The organism is Acetobacter sp. DsW_059, from assembly GCF_002153695.1.
Taxonomy (GTDB): domain Bacteria; phylum Pseudomonadota; class Alphaproteobacteria; order Acetobacterales; family Acetobacteraceae; genus Acetobacter; species Acetobacter thailandicus.
The window spans coordinates 25,668-48,296 of the sequence record NZ_JOPI01000005.1 but is presented as its reverse complement, the minus strand read 5'-3'; the positions used below and the strand labels follow the sequence as shown (position 1 = coordinate 48,296).

General features: G+C 52.0%; 17 protein-coding genes. 10 read left to right on the top strand and 7 right to left on the bottom strand.

Going from position 1 to position 22,629, the window contains the following annotated elements:
- Positions 1–153: 153 nt before the first annotated feature.
- Positions 154–555 carry a hypothetical protein gene (locus HK25_RS01395; RefSeq protein ID WP_086554731.1) on the top strand — a complete coding sequence of 134 codons (402 nt, stop codon included), beginning with the start codon at positions 154–156 and terminating at the stop codon, positions 553–555.
- 7 nt (positions 556–562) lie between these two features.
- Here the strand turns inward: HK25_RS01395 and rocF are convergent, their stop codons facing one another.
- A complete protein-coding gene (gene rocF, locus HK25_RS01390) occupies positions 563–1,465 on the bottom strand; it encodes an arginase (RefSeq protein WP_086635059.1) in 903 nt (300 codons plus the stop codon).
- Between the two features lie 273 nt (positions 1,466–1,738).
- Between rocF and HK25_RS01385 the strand changes: the two genes are divergently transcribed.
- Entirely contained in the window at positions 1,739–2,617 is an 879-nt protein-coding gene (locus HK25_RS01385; RefSeq protein WP_086554733.1) for a MurR/RpiR family transcriptional regulator, read from the top strand.
- A gap of 42 nt (positions 2,618–2,659) precedes the next feature.
- Here the strand turns inward: HK25_RS01385 and HK25_RS01380 are convergent, their stop codons facing one another.
- The gene (locus HK25_RS01380; RefSeq protein ID WP_086635058.1) at positions 2,660–4,810 is read right to left on the bottom strand and encodes a M3 family metallopeptidase; all 2,151 of its coding nucleotides are present in this window, start codon (positions 4,808–4,810) and stop codon (positions 2,660–2,662) included.
- 327 nt (positions 4,811–5,137) lie between these two features.
- Here HK25_RS01380 and HK25_RS01375 point away from each other — a divergent pair, with 327 nt between their 5' ends.
- From HK25_RS01375 to HK25_RS01365, 3 genes are all read left to right on the top strand, one after another.
- A complete protein-coding gene (locus HK25_RS01375; RefSeq protein ID WP_086635057.1) occupies positions 5,138–6,601 on the top strand; it encodes a TonB-dependent receptor plug domain-containing protein in 1,464 nt (487 codons plus the stop codon).
- Positions 6,602–6,641: 40 nt separating this feature from the next.
- A complete protein-coding gene (locus HK25_RS01370; protein WP_143295949.1) occupies positions 6,642–8,387 on the top strand; it encodes a TonB-dependent receptor in 1,746 nt (581 codons plus the stop codon).
- Positions 8,388–8,604: 217 nt separating this feature from the next.
- Entirely contained in the window at positions 8,605–11,610 is a 3,006-nt protein-coding gene (locus HK25_RS01365; RefSeq protein WP_086635055.1) for a TonB-dependent receptor domain-containing protein, read from the top strand.
- Between the two features lie 91 nt (positions 11,611–11,701).
- On the opposite strand, the gene HK25_RS01360 is transcribed toward HK25_RS01365, so the two are convergent.
- Positions 11,702–12,523, bottom strand: a complete 822-nt coding sequence (locus HK25_RS01360; RefSeq protein ID WP_086635054.1) for an META domain-containing protein — start codon at positions 12,521–12,523, stop codon at positions 11,702–11,704.
- Between the two features lie 214 nt (positions 12,524–12,737).
- Complete coding sequence (locus tag HK25_RS01355; RefSeq protein WP_086635053.1) at positions 12,738–13,772, bottom strand: low specificity L-threonine aldolase; 1,035 nt, start codon at positions 13,770–13,772, stop codon at positions 12,738–12,740.
- A gap of 144 nt (positions 13,773–13,916) precedes the next feature.
- Here HK25_RS01355 and HK25_RS01350 point away from each other — a divergent pair, with 144 nt between their 5' ends.
- The 4 genes from HK25_RS01350 (at position 13,917) to HK25_RS01335 (ending at position 19,194) form a co-directional block, all read left to right on the top strand.
- Positions 13,917–14,504 (top strand): isochorismatase family protein, encoded by a 588-nt coding sequence (locus HK25_RS01350; RefSeq protein ID WP_086635052.1) that lies wholly within the window; start codon positions 13,917–13,919, stop codon positions 14,502–14,504.
- Positions 14,505–14,629: 125 nt separating this feature from the next.
- A complete protein-coding gene (locus tag HK25_RS01345; protein WP_086554741.1) occupies positions 14,630–15,613 on the top strand; it encodes an aldo/keto reductase in 984 nt (327 codons plus the stop codon).
- Between the two features lie 727 nt (positions 15,614–16,340).
- Complete coding sequence (locus HK25_RS01340; protein ID WP_086554743.1) at positions 16,341–16,793, top strand: nitrate reductase associated protein; 453 nt, start codon at positions 16,341–16,343, stop codon at positions 16,791–16,793.
- A 91-nt stretch (positions 16,794–16,884) separates the two neighbouring features.
- Positions 16,885–19,194 carry an FdhF/YdeP family oxidoreductase gene (locus HK25_RS01335; protein ID WP_086635051.1) on the top strand — a complete coding sequence of 770 codons (2,310 nt, stop codon included), beginning with the start codon at positions 16,885–16,887 and terminating at the stop codon, positions 19,192–19,194.
- 12 nt (positions 19,195–19,206) lie between these two features.
- Here HK25_RS01335 and HK25_RS01330 read toward each other — a convergent pair whose 3' ends face one another.
- Complete coding sequence (locus tag HK25_RS01330) at positions 19,207–19,470, bottom strand: hypothetical protein (RefSeq protein WP_143295948.1); 264 nt, start codon at positions 19,468–19,470, stop codon at positions 19,207–19,209.
- A 142-nt stretch (positions 19,471–19,612) separates the two neighbouring features.
- Entirely contained in the window at positions 19,613–20,722 is a 1,110-nt protein-coding gene (locus HK25_RS01325) for an NADH:flavin oxidoreductase/NADH oxidase (protein WP_086635049.1), read from the bottom strand.
- A 109-nt stretch (positions 20,723–20,831) separates the two neighbouring features.
- Here HK25_RS01325 and HK25_RS01320 point away from each other — a divergent pair, with 109 nt between their 5' ends.
- Positions 20,832–21,731: a LysR family transcriptional regulator gene (locus tag HK25_RS01320; RefSeq protein ID WP_086635048.1), complete on the top strand. Its 900-nt coding sequence runs from the start codon at positions 20,832–20,834 to the stop codon at positions 21,729–21,731.
- Positions 21,732–21,754: 23 nt separating this feature from the next.
- Here HK25_RS01320 and HK25_RS01315 read toward each other — a convergent pair whose 3' ends face one another.
- A complete protein-coding gene (locus HK25_RS01315) occupies positions 21,755–22,471 on the bottom strand; it encodes a LexA family transcriptional regulator (protein ID WP_086554748.1) in 717 nt (238 codons plus the stop codon).
- Between the last annotated feature and the right edge of the window lie 158 nt (positions 22,472–22,629).

Sequence of the window (22,629 nt, the reverse complement as noted above, 5' to 3'; positions counted from 1 at the left end):
GCCGTGAAAGGGCGGTGTCCTAGGCCTCTAGACGAACGGGACTGGAGGCGTGAGTGCTCATCTATAGGTGTTTTTTTTTATGGTCAAGGTCTTATTTAAAAAAAGTGTTTTTTTGTCAGACCTGCAATGTTTTTGAATAAGAGAGAGAGACAGATGACAAAATTCATTAGCCCTTCATCTGCGGGAATTTTGTGTAAAGGCTTTGCTTTTTTATTGTTTGGTGGTGTTTTTGCTGCCGGTGATGTGCTGGCTCAGCCTGCCAGTGCGGCCTCTGCTCCTGTGGCGGCCAGGCCTTATCGCCAGTGTAACCTGACCGCCGGGCAACAGTCATTTTGTGGCGGGCTTTATTCCGGCACAGCCATCATCCGCTCTCAGGGAGCATACAGGAAATGTGACCTGAGCGTGGGGCAGGTGTCATTTTGTGGCGGGCCTTATACAGGCAGGGCCGTTATTCGTGAGCAGGGTATTTATCGTGAGTGTGACCTGAGCGTGGGGCAAAGGCTGTTTTGTCGTGCACCTTATACAGGTTACACGGTTACAGCCTCTGCGCCCTGAAGGTGCTTTAAAGAATATGCCGCCCAAACAGGCTGGCGGTCAGGTCGGTCAGCAGGTGCGCTGTTTTGCCTCTGACATCCAGAAAAGGGTTAAGCTCTGCCAGGTCGAGCGAGGTAACCAGCCCGCTGTCATGCAGAATTTCCATAATCAGATGGGCTTCGCGAAAAGTGATGCCACCGGGCACTACGGTGCCACCGCCTGGTGCGATTTCGGGGTCAAGAAAGTCAACATCCAGGCTGACATGTAAGCGTCCGCCGGCATGTTCCACCCGTTCAAGAAAATGGGTCAGTGGCCTGATCACACCGCTCTCATCCAGGGTGCGCATGTCAAAAACAGTGACACCAATATCACGTGCGTGGCGTTTCTCTTCCGGGTCAACGGAGCGGATGCCCATCATGTACATATTATGGGGGCCAACCGGTGCAGCAAGGGGAGGGAGCCCCTCAAACCCTGTCTGTCCGGTAAAATAGGCAACAGGTGTACCGTGCAGATTACCGCTGGTGGTGGTGTGCAGTGTGTGCAGGTCTGTATGCGCATCAAGCCAGAGCACAAACTGAGGCTGATTAAGCTCAGCAGCATGTTGCGCTATGCCTGCCACAGTGCCGGCAGACATGGAGTGGTCACCGCCCATAAAAACAGGCACATCGCATGTACGGGCCATCTGCAGGGCATGGCGGGTCAGGCTGCTGGTCCAGGCAACCATGTCGGGCAGATGATGCACAGCCGGGTTGGTGTGGTTAACGTTCTGGTACTGGTCGGGCTGGGCATCTCCCAGGTCAGTGACATCCCAGCCAAGCTGGCGCAGTGTGTCAGGCAGTCCGGCTGTGCGCAGGGCGGCAGGGCCCATAATACAGCCCTTACGGGAGGCACCGGTTTGCACGGGCACACCCAGAATATGGCATGTTTTCATAACTATTTTATCCCTTCGCACTATAGGGGTGAGGGGGGAGGCCGGGCTCCTTTGCGTGTCAGTGCACGCGCGTGGCTCTCTTGTTACTCTGGATTGTTTTACACGGGCAAGAGTTCGCGCTTCTGTATGTCTGAACTTTCAGGAGGGATGGGTATTTTCGTGTATAACCGTATGATTATTAATTAAAAAACAAATAATTCTTTAAAAAAATTATGATTTGACTAAATATAAATAAACTTATTCATATTTTTTATTGTGAGAGCGGTAAGGCATATGACCTCAGAAACTGTGTCATCTTCTGACGATTATGAAAAAACCATTGAGAATTATGATAATTTTTATCATAAACTACGTCAGCGTTATGATGGGCTAAGCCCGCGCCTGCGTCAGTTTGCTGATTTTGTTGTCAGCCACCCGGAAGAATTTGCCATGGGTACGGCTAAAGTCCTGTCTGAAACAGCGGGCGTGCAGCCTTCGACAATTGTAAGATTTGCACACGCTCTGGGCTTTGAAAGTTTTTCTGAGTTACATTCTGTTTTTAAAAAGTATTTTTTCCAGCGCAGCCTGCAGCATGAAGCCTGGGCAGCAGCGCTCAGGCGCTCAGATGGTCAGCCCGCGCGTGCTGGTAACCTGCTTGACGGGTTTTGCCGGGCGGCAGGTTTGTCACTCGATGCCGTGTGCAGGGAAACCCGGCCTGAACGGCTCGAGGCGGCAGCTGATATCCTGGCATCGGCCAGAGTGATTTATATTCTGGGGCTTAAAGAAAGCATGCCTGTGGCACGCCTGGTTGCATATTATTTTTCCGTCAGAGGGATAGCACATTGTCTGATCGGCCTCGAAAGCGGAATGGAGTATGATGCTATACGCCGTGCAGGCCCGGAAGATGCGGCTGTCGTGCTCTCTTTCTCGCCATATTTTGAGCAGACGACGGAGCTGAGCCAGCGGCTTGAAAGCTATGGGGTGAGCATGGTTGCGTTTACTGACAGGGCTGCCAGCCCCGTTATCCCTAAAACCGGTTTATGGTTCGAGTGCCGTGAAGCAGACCATCGGGGGTTTCGTTTTCATGCTTCCGCATTTTTACTGGGTGCGGTGTTAGCCTGTGCCGTGTCGGAGCGGCGGCGCCCCACGCCCGTCAGGCAGGAGGCACCATGACGGCCTGCCCCCCCGTACAGGGGGCAGGAGCGTGCTTGTAGCTTAATTTTTTACAGTCAGCCCGCGTGAAACCAGCATTGGCCCGATGTCAGGGTCTTTGCCGTAGAAGGCTTTAAACATGGGCTCATAATCCTGTGTATGACCGCGTGAGAGGATCATATCACGGAAGCGCTGCCCGTTTTCACGTGTCAGGCCACCATGTTTTACAAACCAGTCATAGCTGTCATCACACAGCATCTGCGTCCACAGATAGGCATAATACCCAGCTGAGTACCCGTTGCTCCAGATATGCAGGAAGTAGCTTGAACGATAACGCGGCGGGATATCCGTCGTGTTGAGGCCCATTTTGCTCAGAGCATTTTTCTCAAACACATCAACGTCCTGCCTGGGGGCGGAGGCATTCAGGCTGTGCCAGTCCAGGTCAAGTTCAGCAGCGGAGACGATTTCGCCCATTCTGTAACCGGCATCGAAAGAAGAGGATTCTTTCAGGCGTTTTACCAGGTCAGCAGGCATAGGCGCGCCGGTTTTATAATTAACGGCATAATGTGCCAGCACGGTTGGCTCCAGCGACCAGTGCTCATTGAACTGCGACGGGAACTCAACAAAGTCACGGGCTACCGCTGTGCCTGAAAGAATAGGGTAGGTCTGTGCCGCAAACAGCCCATGCAGTGCATGGCCAAATTCGTGGAACATGGTGACAACATCATCATAAGAGATGAGGGCAGGCTGACCTTTTTCAGGTTTTGCAAAATTGCCGACGTTATAAATAACTGGTTTTGTGCCCAGCAGTTTTGACTGGCCAACAAAATTCGACATCCATGCGCCGCCGTTTTTGTTGTCACGCTGGAAGTAGTCAAAATACATCAGCCCCAGTGGTGAGTTGTCTTTGTCAAACACTTCAAAGACCATCACATCAGGGTTATAAACCGGAATGTCGGTGCGGCGTTTAAAGGTGATGCCATAGAGCTTGTTAGCGGCAAAGAACACACCGTCAGTCAGCACGCGGTTCAGCTCAAAATAAGGCTTCAGCTGGCTCTCATCGAGGTGGAATTTCTCTTTACGCAGCCTGTCTGCATAATAAGACCAGTCCCATGGCTGGAGAGCAAAGCTGTCTTTGCCGTCTTTTTTGTTCTGCTGGTCAATAAAAGCCTGAAGGTCGGTGACTTCCTGTTTCTGCTTGGCAGCCAGGGCAGGCAGCATTTTGCTAATGAACTGATGGATCTGAGCTGGTGTGCTGGCCATCTGATCAGAAAGGATGTAGCTGGCATAGTCAGAATAACCAAACAGAGCCGCTTTCCGGGCGCGCAGCTGTGCAATGGTGGCAATAGTGTCGCGGGTGTCGTTTGCACCACCCTGCTCAGCGCGGGTCCATGAATGTTCAAACAATGCCTGACGTGTGGCGCGGTCATCCATAGAAGAGAAAATCGGCTGCTGTGTAGTGTTTTGCAGCGCGATAAGCCATTTACCATTCAGGTTGCGGCCGGCTGCTGCTGTTGCGGCCTGGTTCAGCGCGGCGTCATCAAGGCCAGCCAGAGCGGCTTTATCGGGCACAATAAGAGCTGCGGCTTTTGTGGCAGCCAGCAGTTTTTGCTGAAACTGTGTTTCGAGTTTTGAAAGCTGTGTGTTGAGTGCGCGCAGCTTTGCTTTTTCTTCATCAGTCAGTTTTGCACCTGAATGAATAAAAGCCTGGTAGTAAATGTTAATGACCTGTTTTTGTTCGGCATTCAGCCCCAGAGCATCCTGGCGGGCATGCAGAAACTGTACACGGGCAAACAAAGCGGGGTTCATATAAATGGCATCAGCGTGCGCTGAGAGCAGCGGTGCAATCGCTTCCTGCACTTTGTCCAGAGCCGGGTTGGTGTTTGCACTGTAAACACCATTGAAGGTTTCCTGCACACGGTCGAGCAGGCGGCCTGAGCGCTCGAGTGCAACAATGGTGTTGTCAAACGTTGCTGACTCAGGGTTCGTGGCAATTTTGTTAATTTCTGCGGCCTGCTCACTCATGCCCTGCATAAAAGCGGGCTGGTAGTCACTGTCTTTGATCTGGTCAAAGCGTGGAGCGTGATAAGGCAGAGTGCTTTCTGTCGCAAACGGATTGGTTGCGGGCAGTGCGTCAGCCAGCGCATGGGTGCTGCTGCCGGCAAGGCAGGTGGCTGTTGTCAGAGCATAAAGCCATGAGCGATTCTTAAGCATTATAACGTCCCGGCAGTATCTGTGCTTCAGCCAGAAGGCGAAAGCACATCAGGGTTGCAATGCATTCTGAGTTATGGGGCAGCGTGCGGGGTGTCAAGTAAAGTGCGGAGCCCCGAAAGGGGGAAGATTGGTAAAAAAAGCACAGTTGCTTGATTTTCTAAGGTTTTTTATGTGGCAGGGTGTGGCATATTTTTGTTGCCAATAAGCAACAATGAGGTCTTATATTTACAATAATGTCATTAAATTAATTTACTGTAATAAATAAAGTCAGCATGCTGATACCCGACCGGAATCGCTCTGTGCCGTGGATGCAGGATTCGTGCTGAAATGAATAAAACTGATGTAAAACGAATAAATTTATCCCGTTATTCTTTAATACTGTTGTCTGCTTTGCCTGCTCTGATGCCGTGGTGCTGGTCTGATATGGCCGAAGCTCAGAGCGAAGAGCGCCCGGCATCAGAGGTCCGGAGTCCGAAGAAGGCGGTGCAGCATAAAAAAGTCTATGCCAGTAAGGGGCATACGCAGCCACAGGGAGCTGCTCAGTCTGCCGCGGCTGCGGTTTCGTCCGGGGCGGAGGTTCCGTCTTCTGTCGTCAGGAAAGTGCAGCAGGATACTGTTCTTTCCGGCAGGAAGGAGACCGTCACGGTCACAGGTTCGCGCCTGCAAAAGGGGCGCCTGACCGACAATATGGCGTCAATGACACTTGGCGAAGATCAGATCAGGCATCGGGGCTACACCAATATTGGTATGGCCCTGATGACTGAAAACCCGAATTACAGCACACCGGCTAACAGCCCTGTGGGGGCAGCAGGAGGTGCTTTCGGTGCCGGGCAGACTTATGGTGATTTGCTGGGGCTGGGAGCTCAGCGCACGCTGACGCTGGTGAATGGCCGGCGTTTTGTATCATCCTCTACGGCTTCGCAGTTTAGTGCGGTACAGGGCTCCCCGGTTGACCTGGCAAACATCCCCACTTTGCTGATTAAAAAAGTTGATGTGGTCGTGGGTTCCGGCGGGCCGGTTTATGGGTCTGACGCTATTGCGGGTGTGCAGAACTTTATTCTGGATGATGATTATAAAGGCGTGAACCTGACCGGGCAGACCGGCTTTAGCCAGAAGGGTGATGGTATAGATTATCGTCTGGCGGGTAAGGCCGGTACTCATTTTGACCATGAGCGCGGCACAGTTGTGTTTGATGTTGAGTATAATCAGACCTTTGGCATGACAAATGCTGACAGGGCACGATGGGCCGGTACAAGCGATAAAAAACTGCAATATACGCGTAATCAGGCGGGTAACGGTTATGATCTGAGCCGCGGCAGCCGCGAGTATCTGCCGTTTACGCAAACCGGTGTGCCTGGCATGCTGGGTAATTATGGCGATTATCCTAACTATCAGGGAGTTGCGACGGGAAGCTCGATTACCAGCCAGGCCGGGCAGCCTCTTATTTTTAGTCAGGATGGCAGGTCGCTTGTGCCGCTCAGGCCCGGTACCCCGACGGGGGATGGATTTACGGCTGTCGGTAAAAAGGGGGAGATGAATGGTTTCCCGATAGGTAACTATGGAAATCTCTTAAATGACCAGCAGCGTCTGAACCTGACAACGCTCGGGCATTATGATTTTACCAGGCATCTGCGTTTTACTTATGAGGCCTGGTACGTCCACTCTTCAGTCGCGAATACGGCTTCGCAGCCTTATTACAACACTCAGATGTTCGATGATGTGTTTGACGGCCCCGGCCAGCCTAATGGCGCGATGGAGCTCAGCACGGATAATCCGTTTCTGACCTTCTGAGGTGAGAGAGATCCTCAGACAAAACCTGGCAAATGCTGGCTTGCCGACGGATAAATTCTACCTCTCCCGTGCCAGCACAGATTATTATAAAGGCAAATATACAACGACGACTGACCTGTTCCGGTTTGTGGGTGGCCTGCAGGGTGACTTTAATGCAGGTCACAGGCACTTTGACTGGAAGGGGAGTTTTGAATATGGCCAGTATCGTTCGCGCACAAAGCAGACAGAACTTCTTTTACAGAACTATCTTAATGCCCTGAACGCGCAGGTTGATGGCGCGGGTAATATTGTCTGTGCACCAGATTATACTAATGCAGCTTATCCGGCCTTTAGTCAGACCTGTGCGCCCCTTAATCCGTTTGGTTATGACCAGGCCTCCGGCGCAGCACGTGATTATATTCAGACCAGTGCGACGGCACGGTCTGTGAACCAGCAATGGGACCTGAATGCTGATGTGCGCAGCACAGTAATGAAGCTGCCAGCCGGTGACTGGACTTATGACTTTGGTTACGAACATCGCTTTGAGGAGACCAGCTTTAATCCTGGCGGATATTACCGCGGGCAGGAGATGGCAGACGGTACATACCAGTCATATGGGGCTAAAGTGGCAATGCAGAATGTGCAGGGCTCTTACCATACCAACGAGGTCTTTGCTGAAACACTCATCCCGCTTGTGTCGCCTCTTATGCATGTAAGGGGGGTTTATTCTCTTACGGCAACCGGTTCGGCCCGTTATGTCAATAACAGCATGACCGGTGGTTTCTGGGCCTATTCAGGCGGCGGCAGCTATGCGCCTGTGCGTGACATTGTGTTTCATGGAAACTATACGACTTCGTTTCGTGCCCCTTCAGTCTCTGAGTTGTTTCAGCCAATGGGAACAATTTATAGCAAAGGGACAGACCCGTGCGATGTCACCGCCATTAATTCGGGGCCTAACCCTGTGCAACGGCGTATGAACTGCACGAAAGCCGGTGTGCCTAAGGATTTTCAGTCAAATTTTAATAAATTTTCTGTCAGAGGGCAGTCTGGCGGAAACAAAAATCTTAAAAATGAAGAAGCTTCACAGTTTACTGTTGGTACATCTGTTCAGCCGCGCTGGGTCAGAGGGTTAAGTATTGGAGTTGATGTGTATGATGTGCGTGTAAAAAAGCAGATTGAATCACTCAGCCTGGAACAGATACTGGCAGCATGCTATGATTCTGCTTCTTATCCTGATAATAAATATTGCAATAGTTTTAGCAGAAACTCTGATTTTCAGATTAAAAATGGTTTTACTGCGGGTAACTACAATATTGGCACGCAGCATACACGTGCTATGCAGGTGCATGCCACGTATTACCTGCCTTTATCAAAACTTGGTCTGTCAGAAAATGCCGGTGCAGTGCAGACGACTGTGAATTATGCGCACAATATACGTCATACAGGTCAGATTTTAACCACACGCTATCAGTATCTGGGTGATTCATCTGATTTGCGGGATAATTTTACAGCCAGCTTTAACTATATGCGCGGGCCACTCTTCGCTCAGTGGCAGATGCAGTATTATGGTAAAGCCAAATATAAGCTCCAGGTGCCTGGAGGGCTCTACCCGCATAATACTATGAAACAGTATTTCACGTTTAATTTCACAACGGGATATACCTTCGCCAGGCATTACAATGTTAATTTTGTCATGAATAACGTGTTTAACGCCCGCCCTCAATATCCTTACCAGGGGGACACCAGTCGCTACTGGAATGCGATTCTGGGGCGCAACTTTCAGGTGCAGGCCGGGGTTGAGTTCTGATCTGATATCGAAATGACTTATCGTAAGAATGTGCATTTCAGCCAGTTTCTGGCTGTGATCGGGGTGTAACTGTGGCGTAAATGCAGCAGTGTTGCGAAGAAAAAAAGACATGTGCTGATTCTGCATCGACAACTGAGGCGATAATTTCATAATCGAAACCGTCTAACGAAGTTCATGAAGTTGTCATAATTTCCTGTTGCAGAGGTCTTTCTTCCATATGATTCAGATACCCCACCGAAAGTCACAGGTGCGGCGGTCGTTCAGACTGTTGTATGTCTTGCCGGTTTTCTCAGCCGGCTTTTCCCTCTCAGCCTCGTTCGCTTATGCACAAACAACTGGTGGAGCCGATACAACTGCGGCCGTTCATCATGTGAAGAAAAAAGCAACGCGTGCACGTAACGCCAGCACTGCTAAGGCATCATCTGCTCATCAGACCGCAGCGACCTCTGCCGGTCAGTCTAAGCAGGTTGCTACCAGCAAATCAGCAGTACGCGTCACCAATGCGAAAACGCTTGATCAGGCAACTGTTGCCGGTAGCACCGAAGCTGTAACTGTGACAGGTTCGTTCCTTAAGCAGGCGCGTCAGTTCAGCGCGAACCCTGTGCAGACCATTACTGCTAAAGAAATTCAGCAGACCGGTGTGACAAACGTTGGTGACTTCCTTCAGCGTATGCCATCAGTTGGTTCAGGCGGCACTGGCAACGCAGATACCAATGGTGGTGCGGGTATGTCCTGTACTGACATCCGTAACCTTGGTGGTAACCGTGTGCTGGTTCTGGTTGATGGCAAGCGTGTCACACAGAGCTCAACAGGCGTTGGTCAGTGCGTTGACATGAACTCCATCCCGGTGATGGCGATCAGCTCAATCGAAATTCTTAAAGATGGTGGTTCAGAGCTTTATGGTGCTGACGCAGTCTCCGGCGTTATCAACATTAAAATGAAGCATGACGTCAATACCGGTGGTGTGACCATGCGTGGCAGCCTCACGCAATATGGTGATAACCGTCAGTTTATGGCATCAGCTTATAAAGGCTGGAACTTCGACCATAACCGCGGCAACGTGACTATTTTTGGTCAGTTCAGCCATCAGGACGGTGTGAAGCAGTGGAACCGCAAATGGGCGCGTAACCCACAGGTTTCTAACACTTCCAGCGGTTCGCAGAGTTATGGTTCGGTTATCTCTACCAGCGGTACGTTTTTTAATGATGCAGGAAGCCCGGTTTTTAACGGTAATTCTGCCGGTGGTCTGACACCTTACAGCAGCTCCAGCCGTTATAACTATGCGCAGGACCAGTCACTCCTCAACGAGCTTGATAACTCAAGCCTGATGGGTGATGCACATTATGACTTTAACAAGCACTTCACGCTTTATTCTAACGTGATGTACAGTCATAAAACATCCTCAACGACAATGGCGCCTATGCCTGCTACAGGCAGCAACCCGCCTTCTACTCTGCCAAGCTCTATTGTTATTCCGAGCAATTACCCTGGTAACACCAGCGGTGAAGAGCTGCAGATGTACCGTCGTATGGATGAATTTGGCAAACGTAAAGCCGATACGTCAGTTGACGCACTGACCGCTATGGTTGGTGCAAAAGGCGATATTATCGCTGGCTGGAAGTACGATGCCTCCTTCACCTATGGTTCAACCATGGGCACAATGACGACATCAGGTGTGGGTAACTACGCAAAACTGCTTCAGGTCTGGGGTCTGTCTCCTGCAACACCAGGTGATTCCAACAGTTCGCTGGTTTATAACCCGAATGCCTGTGCCGGTGCCGCCGGCTGCTCGTTCTCGAGTGCGCTGGGTCCTCTCTCTCAGGAGGCTACAGCTTACGCCAACTATAAAGAGCACGATCACTATCATTATCAGCTGCGTGACACCAACGTACGTATTCACAACGACAACGTCGTGAAAATGCCGTATGCTCACGGTGGCAGCCTGGGTATTGCTCTTGGTATGGAGCACCGTAGTGAGCAGCTGAGCTATACCCCTGACCCGCTTATTCAGCAGGGTGGTACGCTGAGCAACACAATGGCTGCAACAGGTGGTGGCTTTAATGCCTCTGAAGCTTACCTTGAAGGTAACCTGACCCTGCTGCACAATGCGATGTTTGCTAAAAACCTGTCTATTGATGGTCAGGGTCGTTATTCAGGCTATAATACTTTTGGTAATACCTATAACTGGAAAGTTGGTATTAACTGGGCACCAACCCGTGATATCGCCTTCCGTGGTACACTGGGTACGTCTTTCCGTCAGCCAAACGTGTTTGAGCTCTATGGTGGTCAGTATATGAGCTATAATGGTGCTGCTGATCCGTGTGACTCATCGCAGATCACAACTTATGGTGCATTACAGCCAACCGTTATGGCAAACTGCATGAAGCATGGCATTAACCCTAAAAACTTTACAGCAGCAGGGGCAGGTCAGGTCGCAACCCTTATGGGGGGTAACACCAAGCTGCAGCCTGAGGTTGGCCGTACCTATACTTTTGGCGCAACCATGACACCACGCTGGGTTCCTGGCCTGATGACCAGCGTATCCTTCTGGCATTATCGTGTATCAAACATGATTACCTCACTGCCAACACAGTATATTCTTGATAGCTGCTACACGGGTACAGGCACATCAAACTGTGCAGCGATTAACCGTCTGAGCAACGGACAGATCAACTCTGTTTCAGCTTACAATATCAATGGCGGTGCTATGACCACCAGTGGTATTGACTGGGATCTGACATACCGCATCCGTCTGACCTGGGAAGACTCGCTGATTATTTCGAATAACTTCCAGAAACTGGTGAGCTACAAGCAGCAGCTGGTTCCGGGTGGCCCGAAATATGACTATAAAGGCACGATCACCTATCAGGCCGGGGGCACATCTAACCCGACCGTGCGTGATTATGCTTCCTTTACATGGCGTCATAACGACTTCAGCGTAACCTATATGCTGCAGTATATGAGCGGCATGCACTGGAACGACGGTTCAAACCGTATTTACAAATCACAGGGTTTTGGTCGTGTTAAAACACCAAACATGGTTCTTCAGGACCTGACCTTTAACTATAACTACAAGAAATGGGCATTCCAGTTCGAAGTTCAGAACCTTGCGAACAAACAGCCTCCGTTCCTTGTTAACACTTCTGATAACAGTAACGACTCAACATATGGTGGTTACTATGCAGGTCGTACCTTCCTGCTGCAGGCTGGCACAACCTTCTGATAAGATCTTCCTGATCTGAAACAGGCAGGGCCGCTGTTGAGACATCAACAGCGGCCCTTTTTGTATGAAAATAACCGGTTTTAATTCAGGTTTATAAAATCTGGCGCAGCTGAATAGTGCGGTCATCATCTGTTTTAAGGGTGAGGGTGCTGCCACTGGCCTGCCAGCTTGTCGCAGCCCGGAGCAGCCCGTTAAATATGTCAGCCCGCTGCATAATTGCGCCAGAGCAGGCCATGAGTGTATTCATGCCGCTTTGCTGGTGAATGATCCTGCCTTCTGGTCTGACAGTCATCCCCCCTGAGTAACGGTTGCACCCGTCAGAGCCAGAGACATCACCTGTGGCGTTGATGTTGAGGGTCGGGGTTTGCTGCACATCCGGGGCCATATCAGTTGTTGCATCTGTAAGGCTTGGCCGGTCGTTGCCTGCCGTAACAGGAGTGCCGTTTAATGCCGTAACAACCCAGCTTGTGCCGTTAATAATCGCTGCTCTGGCAGGGTCGCCACCGCAGCCATGATAAGTGCCCTGCGGTGTTTTTACGGTCACTGTCTCGCTGTAGGTCTGACCTGTTGTACTGTTTGTGCAGGTCTGAGGGGTCACATCAACTTTCATTTTTTTAGTGAGATAGGTTCTGTGCGCTGAATCGCTCTCATCCTCCGTCAGTGTTTTAATCTGTGTCGGTGCACCCTGCCGGTTAAAGGTGAGTGTGTTGCCAGAGAGCGTCAGGTGCCAGTCGGGCGAGGAGCCTGCTGCCTGATACACGTCATCTGAATTTTGTACGGACTGCGGCACTGCGGGAGAAGATTTATGAAATAAAGAGCATCCCCCTGTCAGGAGAGGCAGGCTCAGACTTAGTCCTCCCATAAGCATATGCCTGTAAGAGGTCGTGAAAACAGTTTTTGTTTTTCTGATCATGGTATTCGCTGTTTTGTTTCAGAATATGTTTTTTCAGAATAGTAGAGCGGAGAAGATAATGCCAGTTTGCATTACTTTTCCGGTTATTTAACCTCTCTGAGGAGGCTGAAATTTATAAAGGGCAGGCGATAATACAGACCTGCCCATAGTGATATTGTTTCAAATAGTTCCGCGCTAACACCAGCCCGGGCATGATAATGGCGTCACCTGTCAGTTACAGGTCGTCTTTGCTGCATAAAGCAATGTCAGAAGCCAGTTCATCAACACGGGCAGGGTCGGCATCCCACGCGAACATAAAGCGCGCGCCGCCACCAATGAAGGTATAAAAACGCCAGCCTCTGGCGCGGAGTTTTTCAAATAATATGTCTGACCCACGTACGAAGACACCATTGGCCTGCACCGGAAAAAGCAGATCAACACCGGGAAGAGCCTTTATCGCATCAGCCAGCTTTTGTGCGCAGGCATTGCCATGTGCCCCGTTGCGCAGCCAGGCGCCACTTTCGAGCATATGCACCCAGGGGGCTGACAGAAAACGCATTTTAGAGGCAAGCTGTCCGGCCTGTTTACAGCGATAGTCAAAGCCGTCTGCCAGGGCGGGGTCAAAGAAGACAACAGCCTCACCCACCATCATACCGTTTTTTGTGCCGCCAAAGCACAGCACATCCACACCGGCTTTCCAGGTTATGTCGGCCGGGCTGCACCTGAGAGAGGCACAGGCATTGGCAAAGCGTGAGCCGTCCATATGCAGGCGCAGGCCAAGCGCACGGCAGGTTTGTGAAATGGCGCGTATTTCGTCGGGTGTATAAATCTCGCCGGTTTCTGTGGGTTGCGTGATAGTGACAGCCCGCGGGCGGGGGTAGTGAATGTCAGAACGGCAGGTGGCCAGAGAGCGGATATCCTCAGGGGTGAGCTTTGCGCTGTCAGTGCGTGCGACCAGCAGCTTTGCCCCGCCGGAGAAGAATTCAGGTGCGCCACATTCGTCAGTTTCGACATGCGCGCATGAGGCACAGATCACGCTGTTGTAGGACTGGCATAAAGAAGCCAGAGCCAGCGAGTTTGCTGCCGTGCCGTTAAAAACGAAAAAGACCTCGCATTGTGTATCAAACAGCGTGCGAAAGGCCTGTGCGGCGCGTGCTGTCCATTCATCCTCACCATAAGCGACGAGAGAACCACTATTGGCCTGTTGCATAGCCTCCCATGCTTCAGGGCAGGCCCCGGCATAGTTATCACTGGCAAATTGCTGGGCCATAACGTGTGCTCCTTAATGTGATGGCGGTCATGGCCCTGTTTAGCACAGCAAACAGGTAGCAGGCAGAGGCAAAACAGTGCTTTACTCGTTTTGCCCGGGCAGAGCAGCCTGTCTGCCCTATAGAGAAGACGGAGCACAGTGTACATGCCGGTTACTCCCGCAGATGCCCTGATTATTGTTGATGTTCAGAACGATTTTCTGCGTGGCGGGGCGCTGGTCGTGCCAGGGGCTGAGCGTATTCTGCCCGTTATTAACCAGCTTACTGACATGCCTTTTCAGACTATTGTCACCACACAGGACTGGCACCCCGCAGACCACTGCTCTTTTCACAGCAGCGGGGGGCCATGGCCGCGCCACTGTGTGCAGGGCACATACGGGGCTGAGCTGTCTTCAGTGCTGCATACGCGCAGGGTGTCAGCCTTTTTCAGAAAAGGAACAATGCGGGACACTGACAGTTATTCAGCCTTCTCTGATGCCGGAGGCTATCACCCCACAGGGCTGAACGGCTTTTTGCATGAGCGTGGGGTAAAGCGGGTTTTTGTGTGCGGGCTGGCTTATGATGTCTGCGTGGCTGATACCGCCTGTGACGCCGCATTACTTGAGTTTGAGACCAGGGTTATTACCGATGCCTGCGCCAGCATTCAGCCCGAAACCGCCCGTCAGGCGACCAGCCGCCTGCACCAGCGTATGATAGGCCTGGTAACTACGCGTGATCTGAATATGAGAGCGTAAAAGCTGGCAGGTCAGTGCAACCGAGCCATACACTGTGTTCAGGGCGGGGCATAACCCGCATAGACGGGCGGGCTTATCCTGGTTAGAGTCTGCGTCAACCTGAACTTCACAAGGAGGCTCTCCAGATGATCTCACAGGACAAAATCTCCATTCCGGGGCTTGGTAAATCTGTCTCACGCGTTGCGCTTGGCACGTGGGCGATTGGCGGCTGGATGTGGGGCGGACCCGATGATGATAACGCGATACGCACCATTCACAGCGCGCTTGATGAGGGCATTGACCTGATCGACACCGCGCCGGTTTATGGCTTTGGGCACTCTGAAGAAGTGATTGGCCGTGCGCTTGAGGGCCGGCGTGACAAGGTGGTTATTGCCACCAAAGTGGGCCTGAACTGGAAAGATGAAAAACCTTTTCGTGACAGCAGCCCGGCGCGCATCCGCCAGGAGGTGGAAGACTCCCTGCGCCGCCTGAAAACTGATTATCTCGACATTTATCAGGTGCACTGGCCTGATGATAAAACCCCCGTTGCTGAGACGGCCAGCGTGCTGGCTGAACTGGTGAAGGAGGGGAAGGTGCGCACACTGGGCGTATCGAACTACTCAGTCGCACAAATTGAAACTTTCAGGCAGCATGCGCCACTTTCTGTTTTGCAGCCGCCCTATAACCTGTTTGAGCGTGATATTGAAAAAGATATTCTGCCTTACATGGTCGGGCACAAGCTGGTGGGCCTGGGTTACGGCCCGCTGTGTCGTGGGCTGCTGGCCGGTAAAATGACGGCTGAGACGACTTTCCCTGCGACTGACCTGCGTAGTGGTGACCCTAAATTCCAGGCACCGCGCTTTAAGCAGTATCTTGCAGCGGTTGAGCAGCTGCGCGCCCTGGCAGATAAACATGGTAAGTCTGTTATGGTGCTGGCTATTCGCTGGGTGCTTGACCAGGGGCCGCTCATTGCCCTGTGGGGGGCAAGAAAGCCTGCTCAGATCGAAGGGGTGGCCGATGTGTTTGGCTGGCACCTGAGTGAGGCAGACCGTGCGGAGATTGATCGTATTCTTAAAACAACAATCACTGACCCGGTCGGGCCTGAGTTTATGGCGCCACCTAACCGCTGATTACAGCATATGTCACAGTCTCTGCCCGCAGGGGCTGTGACATAGTGTGCTGGCAATGTCATCAGTATAAAATGTGATGACCTGAAATTTTACTTTATAAATGGATTTCGACTTTGCTTAGAGAGGATCCAAAAAAATCATTTTTATGGACAATAATACTTTTCTTTTCTTCTGGTATATAAATTAAATTCGTATTTAAATGAATAACAATTTTTTTTATGCGCCCTGAGAGGGAGGGTAATTTACTGAAGTAGGGGCTGGAAGGAAGAGTCAGATCTATAGAAATCTCAGAGTGTTCTATCCCGCCTGATACTTTGAACAGACTGCCGGTACTATTACATGTTAATTTTGATTTTATTTTATTGGTCAAATTAATTGAATCATTTTTAAACGCATATACCGGATCTAAAAAACATGACTTTCCACTTAATTCTATTGATTCATTAAAATTTTCATCATACGTATATATAAATAATTTGTTTGTCCCTTTCTATCCTTTACTTAATTAATTTATCCATATTTATTTATGTTATTTTTAATTTAATCAAGTAAAATATAATATGTAATTATAATGAATGTTTTTTTGAAGCGTAATGCAGCAGAGATACTGTGTCATGCGGGTTATATCTGTCATGCTTCTGTTACACTAAAAAAACTCTTATCCACAATCAGTTGAGGTGCTAGGGTGACCTCCCGGCCCTGCAGGGCAGTGGTGGATTAAGGTACCATGATTTTTGACTTTGAAAGTGACTTTGCAGGTTCTTTACGCTGCATTCCGATGATTGCCCGCCAGAAACTCGATATTGTAGCGATTAAAATGAGCCTTCGTCAGTGGAGCAGGCTTTCGCGTGAGGAGCGCGGTCAGCTGACCGAACAGCCCTGCACAACCCCGCAGCAGGTTGAGGCTTATCGTACGCTGGTGCTGCACCTTATTGCCACCAGAACTGATGAACCCGCTAAGCTGCTTGCTGCACAAAACCTTGCAGACTGGCAGCAGACCGTTCACGTGCCTGATGCCGTGCTGGCACAGGCCCACGCTGATAACGTGCCGCCGCCTGCGCTGAGTGTGTGGCAGAGCCTTACGCCGCTGCAGCGCTTTGCCCTGATTAAACTTGCACGATCACAGCATGAAAATGAGAATTTCGTACCCGCCATGAAAGAGTTCGGCATTCTCGCATAATTACCTGACTGCATCACTGACCGGTGGCATGTGTTACCGGCCTTTTTTGTCGTTTTCCAGCCACGCTGGTTCCTTCTGAGGAATTGTTATCATGAGCCAAGAGAAAGAAGCTCTCTTTAAACCCTATCACCATCCGGCGGGTGGCTGGGGGGCGGCCGGGGCGACGGCCAAAGTGCTTATGGAGCAGAGCGTGCTGGTTAAAGGCTCTCGCGGCTTGCTGGCGATGAACCAGCCTGGCGGGTTTAAATGCCCCAGCTGTGCTTTCCCTGACCCTGACGAGCGCAAAACACTCGAGTTTTGTGAAAACGGTGCCAAGGCACTGGCGCACGAGGCGACAAAGGCCCGCATCACGGCCGATTTTTTTGAAGAATTTACCGTCACGCAGCTGATGGAAAAAAGCGATTACTGGCTCGAAATGCAGGGGCGGCTTACTGAGCCCATGCGCTATGACGCTGCAACTGACAAATATGTGCCCGTCTCGTGGGATGATGCCTTTGCCATGATCGGCCGGCACCTCCGCTCGCTCGACAGCCCCGACCAGGCTGAGTTTTATACATCAGGCCGCACAGCTAACGAGACTGCGTTTCTCTACTCTATTTTTGTGCGCGAGTTCGGCACCAACAATTTCCCCGACTGCTCTAATATGTGCCATGAGCCAACAAGCCGTGGCCTGGCTCCGGCTCTGGGTGTGGGCAAGGGCACCATTGTCATGGCAGACTTTGAGCACGCCGAGGCTATTTTTGTCGTAGGGCAGAACACCGGCACCAACTCACCGCGTATGATGACCAATCTGGTTGAAGCCCGTAAGCGTGGCATCCCCATTGTGCTCATTAACCCGATGCCAGAGCGTGCGCTGATCCGCTTTACTGAGCCGCAGGATATGGTGAAGATGGCAACCATGGGATCAACCGCGATCTCGAACGAGTTTGTGCATGTGCGCATTGGCGGTGACCTTGCCATTTTCAAAGGCATTATGAAGGTTCTGTTTGAAGCTGATGCCCGCGGTGAAGACGCACTTGATAAAGAGTTTCTGGCAGAGCACACGCTGGGTCTTGAAGAGCTGCGTGCCGATGCGCTGAGTTATGACTGGGCTGATATTACCCGCATTGCTGGCGTTTCAGAGGAGCAGATCCGCAAACTTGCTGCTATTTACCAGAAATCTAACGCTACGATCATCTGTTATGGCATGGGCATTACCCAGCATCAGAAAGGTTCAAACCTTGTGCAGCAGGTCGCAAACCTGCTGATGCTGCGTGGCAATTTTGGTAAACCTGGTGCAGGCATTGCCCCTATACGTGGCCATTCCAACGTGCAGGGTGACCGCACTGTGGGTATTGATGAAAAACCCACTCAGGCCTATCTCGACAAAGTGCGCGATGTGTTTGGCTTTGAACCCCCGCGTGAGCATGGCCACCATGCTGTTGAATCGCTTGAGGCGATGGAGGCCGGCACCGCTAAGGTCTTTATTGGCATGGGTGGTAATTTTATTCGTGCGATGCCTGACACCGAGCGGTCATATGCGGCTATGTCGCGCCTGAACCTGACCGTTGGCATTACCACCAAGCTGAACCGCGGCCACCTGGTGCATGGTAAAGACGCGCTTATTCTGCCCGTTGTTTCTCGCTCTGAGCGGATTATCACCAGTGCGGGTGAGCAGTTCGTCACGATTGAAGATGCGATGTCAAATGTCACAGCTTCACGCGGGGTGTTTGACCCGGTCAGCCCGCAGGCTCTGCCAGAGACTGAAATTGTGTGCCGCATGGCTATGGCAACACTGCCTGAGTCCCGCCTGGACTGGGCGGCCTATCAGGAGGATTACTCCCTCATCCGCGATAAAATTGCGGCGGTTTACCCCGAGATTTATGCTGACTTTTCTGAGCGGATCAAACACCCTAAAGGCCTGCACCTTGACGTGGCACCCCGCCGCCGTGTGTGGAAAACAGAGACCGGTAAAGCCAATATCTTTGTGCTGCCCGGCCTTGAGGTGAATGATGTGGTGGCCGAACCTGGCATGCTGCGCCTGGCGACGATCCGCTCTCACGATCAGTATAACACCACGATCTATAGCAACAGCGACCGTTATCGTGGCGTGTATAATACCCGCATGGTGGTGTTTATGAACCGTGATGACATGAAAGAGCGTGGCCTGGCCAACGGGTCGGTCATTGCGCTTGAAACCTGCACGGAGGACGGATACCGCCGCCATGTTGATGGTCTGAGCGTGGTTGACTACCCCATGCCACGCGGGGCCATTGCCGGGTATTACCCTGAGCTGAACCCGCTTTTGCCACTTGAGTATTTTGATAAGGTGAGCGGTACCCCTGCCGCCAAGTCTATTCCCGTTCGGGTGGTGGTCAGTGCGGCTGAGGCCGAAGCCACTCCGATCAGGATCGCAGGTTAAATAAACAGCCTGCTATGGTGTGCTGCCTCCCGTTGCGTAAGGGGGCGGTTGCCAGGCGGTTAGTGTGTCACAGCATTCAAGGGCGGCCAGCGGGGCAGAGGTAAGATAAAGACTGTCAATCTGCGGGCGCAGGCGCGCTGCAAGTGTTTTAATATGGCGGGCAATATCGGTCAGGGTGGCGCAGTCTGTGCGTTCCTGCTGGCAATACCAGGCGTGTGTGCCCGGCAGCGGCGCCATGCGGGGCGCATCGTCGCAGACATGGCGAGAGAGAGACATAAGGCAACCTCCGGCACTGTAGAGAGGGGAGGGCTTTGTTCTGCCACTGACCAGCACAGACATGCGCAAAAAAAAGACCTGCACAGAGCCGGATTATAGTACATCCGGATATGCAGGTTTTTTTATTTCAGATCAGACAATATTAAAACTGACCCAGGCTGTAACGCTCAAGCCAGCGCGCATAGGACGGAGGTAAAACCCATGCGGCGCGGTCGGCCCGCAGGGCTTTTGCTGCGGCATATGTCCAGTGCGGGTTGGCAAGATGCGCCCGCCCGACAGAGACAAGATCAAGCCTCTCTTCAGCGACAGCCTGCTCAGCTACGGCAGGCACCTCAAAGCCCCATGCGGTGGTGACAGGTATGCCGGCTTCTTTACGCACACGCTCGGCATAAGGCGCCATAAAGCCAGGCCCCCAGGGGATGTGCACATCAGGGATAGTAAAGCCCATGCTGACACTGAGCAGATCAAGGCCTTCTTTTTTCAGGCGTTTGATCAGATACAGCGAGTTGGCAAATGTTTCCTCATTGCGGCCGTCAAATTCAATTACGCCAAAGCGGGCCGTCAGCGGCAGGTGCTCAGGCCAGACTTTTTTGACCTCAGCCAGAGTTTCAATCAGAAAACGGCAGCGGTTTTCAAGGCTGCCACCATAAGCATCGGTGCGCTGGTTGGTGTATTCTGAAAAAAAGCTCTGTGCCAGGTAGCCATGGGCAAAATGCAGCTCGATCCATTCAAACCCGGCTTCAAGGGCGCGGCGTGCGGCATCAGCAAACTGCTGCTTAACCGTTGCAATATCGTCAGTGGTCATTGCTTTGGGTGTGCGTGGCAGGTGCGCACCAAACGCAATGGCTGAAGGGGCAATGGTCTGCCAGCTGCGCGGGTCGCTTTCGGGAATATGGTCATCGCCTTCCCAGGGGATGTTCGCGCTGGCTTTGCGGCCTGCATGTGCGATCTGAATTCCAGGCACAGCCCCGCCGTCTTTAATGGCTTTTACAACGGGAACAAAGGCTTCTTTCTGTTCATCATTCCACAGGCCGAGGCAGCCCGGGGTGATACGCCCTTCAGGGGCAACAGCCGTGGCTTCAACGACCACAACGCCGGCTCCCCCCCGTGACAGTGCGCCATAATGAACATGGTGGCCGTCATTAGGTATGCCATCGGTGGCGATATACTGGCACATTGGTGGCACAGCCACGCGGTTGCGCAGGGTAATGTCTTTAAGCGTAAAAGGCTTTAGCAGGGCGGGAGAGGCCATAAGAAAAACTCCTCAATGTCATGTAACGTGGTAACGCCCTTAAGTTAGGTATTGCGCAGGCAACAATAAATGGCCTAATCGTTCGAACATAACGAACTGAAACGCAATCATGTCATCACCGCATTTTGCTGCACTCGAGGCTTTTGTGCAGGCTGCTGAAACCGGCAGTTTTAAAGAAGCAGGGCGCAGACTGGGTATTTCCTCCTCAGCTATCGGGCGCACTATCGCCCGCCTTGAAGCCGGGCTTGAGGTCAGGCTGTTTTATCGCTCAACACGGGCCATCGCCCTGACGGCTGAGGGCGAGAAGTTTCTGGTGCGCTGCCATCGTATTTTTGCTGAGTATGAAGCCGCACGTGAGGAGATGGGGGAGGTTACAACCGCACCGGTGGGGCGGCTGCGTGTGGGTTTTCCCAGTATGGGCACAGAGATGATGCATCATATTATCGCGTTTCAGAGCGAGTATCCTGAGATTGAGCTTGATCTCGACTTCAGTGACCGCCTGGTCAATGTGGTGGAGGAGGGGTTTGATGTCGTGATGCGTATTGGCACGGTGGAAGATTCACGCCTCAGAATGCGCCGTCTCAAGGGGTTCAGGCATCAGCTGGTGGCTACTCCGGCTTATATTGCCCGTTATGGCCACCCGCAGCAGGTCAGCGACCTGACAGCGCATCGCTGCCTGCGTTACCGCTACCCCACAACAGGCCGCCTTTCGCCCTGGACCTTTTTGCATAACGGGCAGAGCCTGCGCCCTGAGCTGCCACAGTCGGCAGTGGCCAATAATGTCAGCACGCTGCTGAGTATGGTGATGGGCGACCAGGGTATTGCCCTGCTGCCCGACCTGATTGTGAGTGAAAACCTCAAAGCAGGTAAGCTCACCGCTATTTTTGATGCCTGCGTTTATGACGAACGTGCGGTTAGTCTGCTATGGCCATCCAGCCGGCAGTATCTGCCTAAAGTGCGTGTTTTTGTGCAGTTTATGGCCAGTCGTCTGGAGCGTGAGCTGGCATAAAAAGGCCAGCCGCATTTTTCAGTTCACAGTTTGCGGGCAAACCACACAACCCGCCCCAGAATCTGCACCTGGTCGGCGGGCACATCATACGGGCTGAAACGCGGGTTTTCTGATTTAATACGCACCATCGGCTCTGATGTGCCATGGGCACGCTCAACCCATTTGCACACCACACCATCTCCGTCAAAAAGCACGAAAATACCCGGCTCGATAATAGATGTTTTGCGTGTATCGATCAGCACCATATCGCCATTATGCAGCACAGGGTCCATCGACTGGCCCTCAACCTCAATAACTCTGAGGTCAGCAGGGGCGGCATTCAGTGCACCACGAACAAATTCTTCTTCAAAAAATTTAGGGCGGCCAAGCAGCGTGTCTTCCACATAGCGGCCCCCGCCGGCTCCTGCCCGGACAGAAAGAAAAGGCACGGCTACATATCCTGGCGGGTTGAGGTCACTGGTAACAGCCGGCAGGTCAGGCTGGAGCACATACTCCGTCTCGCACCTGCTGCTTTCAGCTCGTTTCCCCCCGCTGCCGGGAAAAAGCAGGTCGCGCGCTGTGCAGCCAAGAATGGCGGCAACGCGTTCAAGCTTTTCTCCCCCGGGGTTGCGGGACTTACCTTTGAGAATATCACGAACATAAGTGTCTCCCACACCTGCATTTCTGGCCAGAGCTTTCTGTGTCAGGCCAAGCAGGCGCATGCGGCGTTCAAGTTCACTGGCAACGGACGAGCGTATCATGATGCTGACTATTTCATGTGGGTAAATGAAAAAGGGGAGAAAGGGAGATATCACATATTTCGGGCTTGACCAAATGTGATAGGTCACACTACTTATAAAACAAGCCTTCTGCCTGATTCGAGGAGAACGGCTTTTACGTTCATGACAGGGAAAACTGA

What these genes read in the sequence shown, in the direction of transcription:
- HK25_RS01395 (WP_086554731.1), top strand. Translation starts at nt 154, where the DNA reads ATGACAAAATTCATTAGCCCTTCATCTGCGGGAATTTTGTGTAAAGGC.
- rocF (WP_086635059.1), bottom strand. Translation starts at nt 1,465, where the DNA reads ATGAAAACATGCCATATTCTGGGTGTGCCCGTGCAAACCGGTGCCTCC.
- HK25_RS01385 (WP_086554733.1), top strand. Translation starts at nt 1,739, where the DNA reads ATGACCTCAGAAACTGTGTCATCTTCTGACGATTATGAAAAAACCATT.
- HK25_RS01380 (WP_086635058.1), bottom strand. Translation starts at nt 4,810, where the DNA reads ATGCTTAAGAATCGCTCATGGCTTTATGCTCTGACAACAGCCACCTGC.
- HK25_RS01375 (WP_086635057.1), top strand. Translation starts at nt 5,138, where the DNA reads ATGAATAAAACTGATGTAAAACGAATAAATTTATCCCGTTATTCTTTA.
- HK25_RS01365 (WP_086635055.1), top strand. Translation starts at nt 8,605, where the DNA reads ATGATTCAGATACCCCACCGAAAGTCACAGGTGCGGCGGTCGTTCAGA.
- HK25_RS01360 (WP_086635054.1), bottom strand. Translation starts at nt 12,523, where the DNA reads ATGATCAGAAAAACAAAAACTGTTTTCACGACCTCTTACAGGCATATG.
- HK25_RS01355 (WP_086635053.1), bottom strand. Translation starts at nt 13,772, where the DNA reads ATGGCCCAGCAATTTGCCAGTGATAACTATGCCGGGGCCTGCCCTGAA.
- HK25_RS01350 (WP_086635052.1), top strand. Translation starts at nt 13,917, where the DNA reads ATGCCGGTTACTCCCGCAGATGCCCTGATTATTGTTGATGTTCAGAAC.
- HK25_RS01345 (WP_086554741.1), top strand. Translation starts at nt 14,630, where the DNA reads ATGATCTCACAGGACAAAATCTCCATTCCGGGGCTTGGTAAATCTGTC.
- HK25_RS01340 (WP_086554743.1), top strand. Translation starts at nt 16,341, where the DNA reads ATGATTTTTGACTTTGAAAGTGACTTTGCAGGTTCTTTACGCTGCATT.
- HK25_RS01335 (WP_086635051.1), top strand. Translation starts at nt 16,885, where the DNA reads ATGAGCCAAGAGAAAGAAGCTCTCTTTAAACCCTATCACCATCCGGCG.
- HK25_RS01330 (WP_143295948.1), bottom strand. Translation starts at nt 19,470, where the DNA reads ATGTCTCTCTCTCGCCATGTCTGCGACGATGCGCCCCGCATGGCGCCG.
- HK25_RS01325 (WP_086635049.1), bottom strand. Translation starts at nt 20,722, where the DNA reads ATGGCCTCTCCCGCCCTGCTAAAGCCTTTTACGCTTAAAGACATTACC.
- HK25_RS01320 (WP_086635048.1), top strand. Translation starts at nt 20,832, where the DNA reads ATGTCATCACCGCATTTTGCTGCACTCGAGGCTTTTGTGCAGGCTGCT.
- HK25_RS01315 (WP_086554748.1), bottom strand. Translation starts at nt 22,471, where the DNA reads ATGATACGCTCGTCCGTTGCCAGTGAACTTGAACGCCGCATGCGCCTG.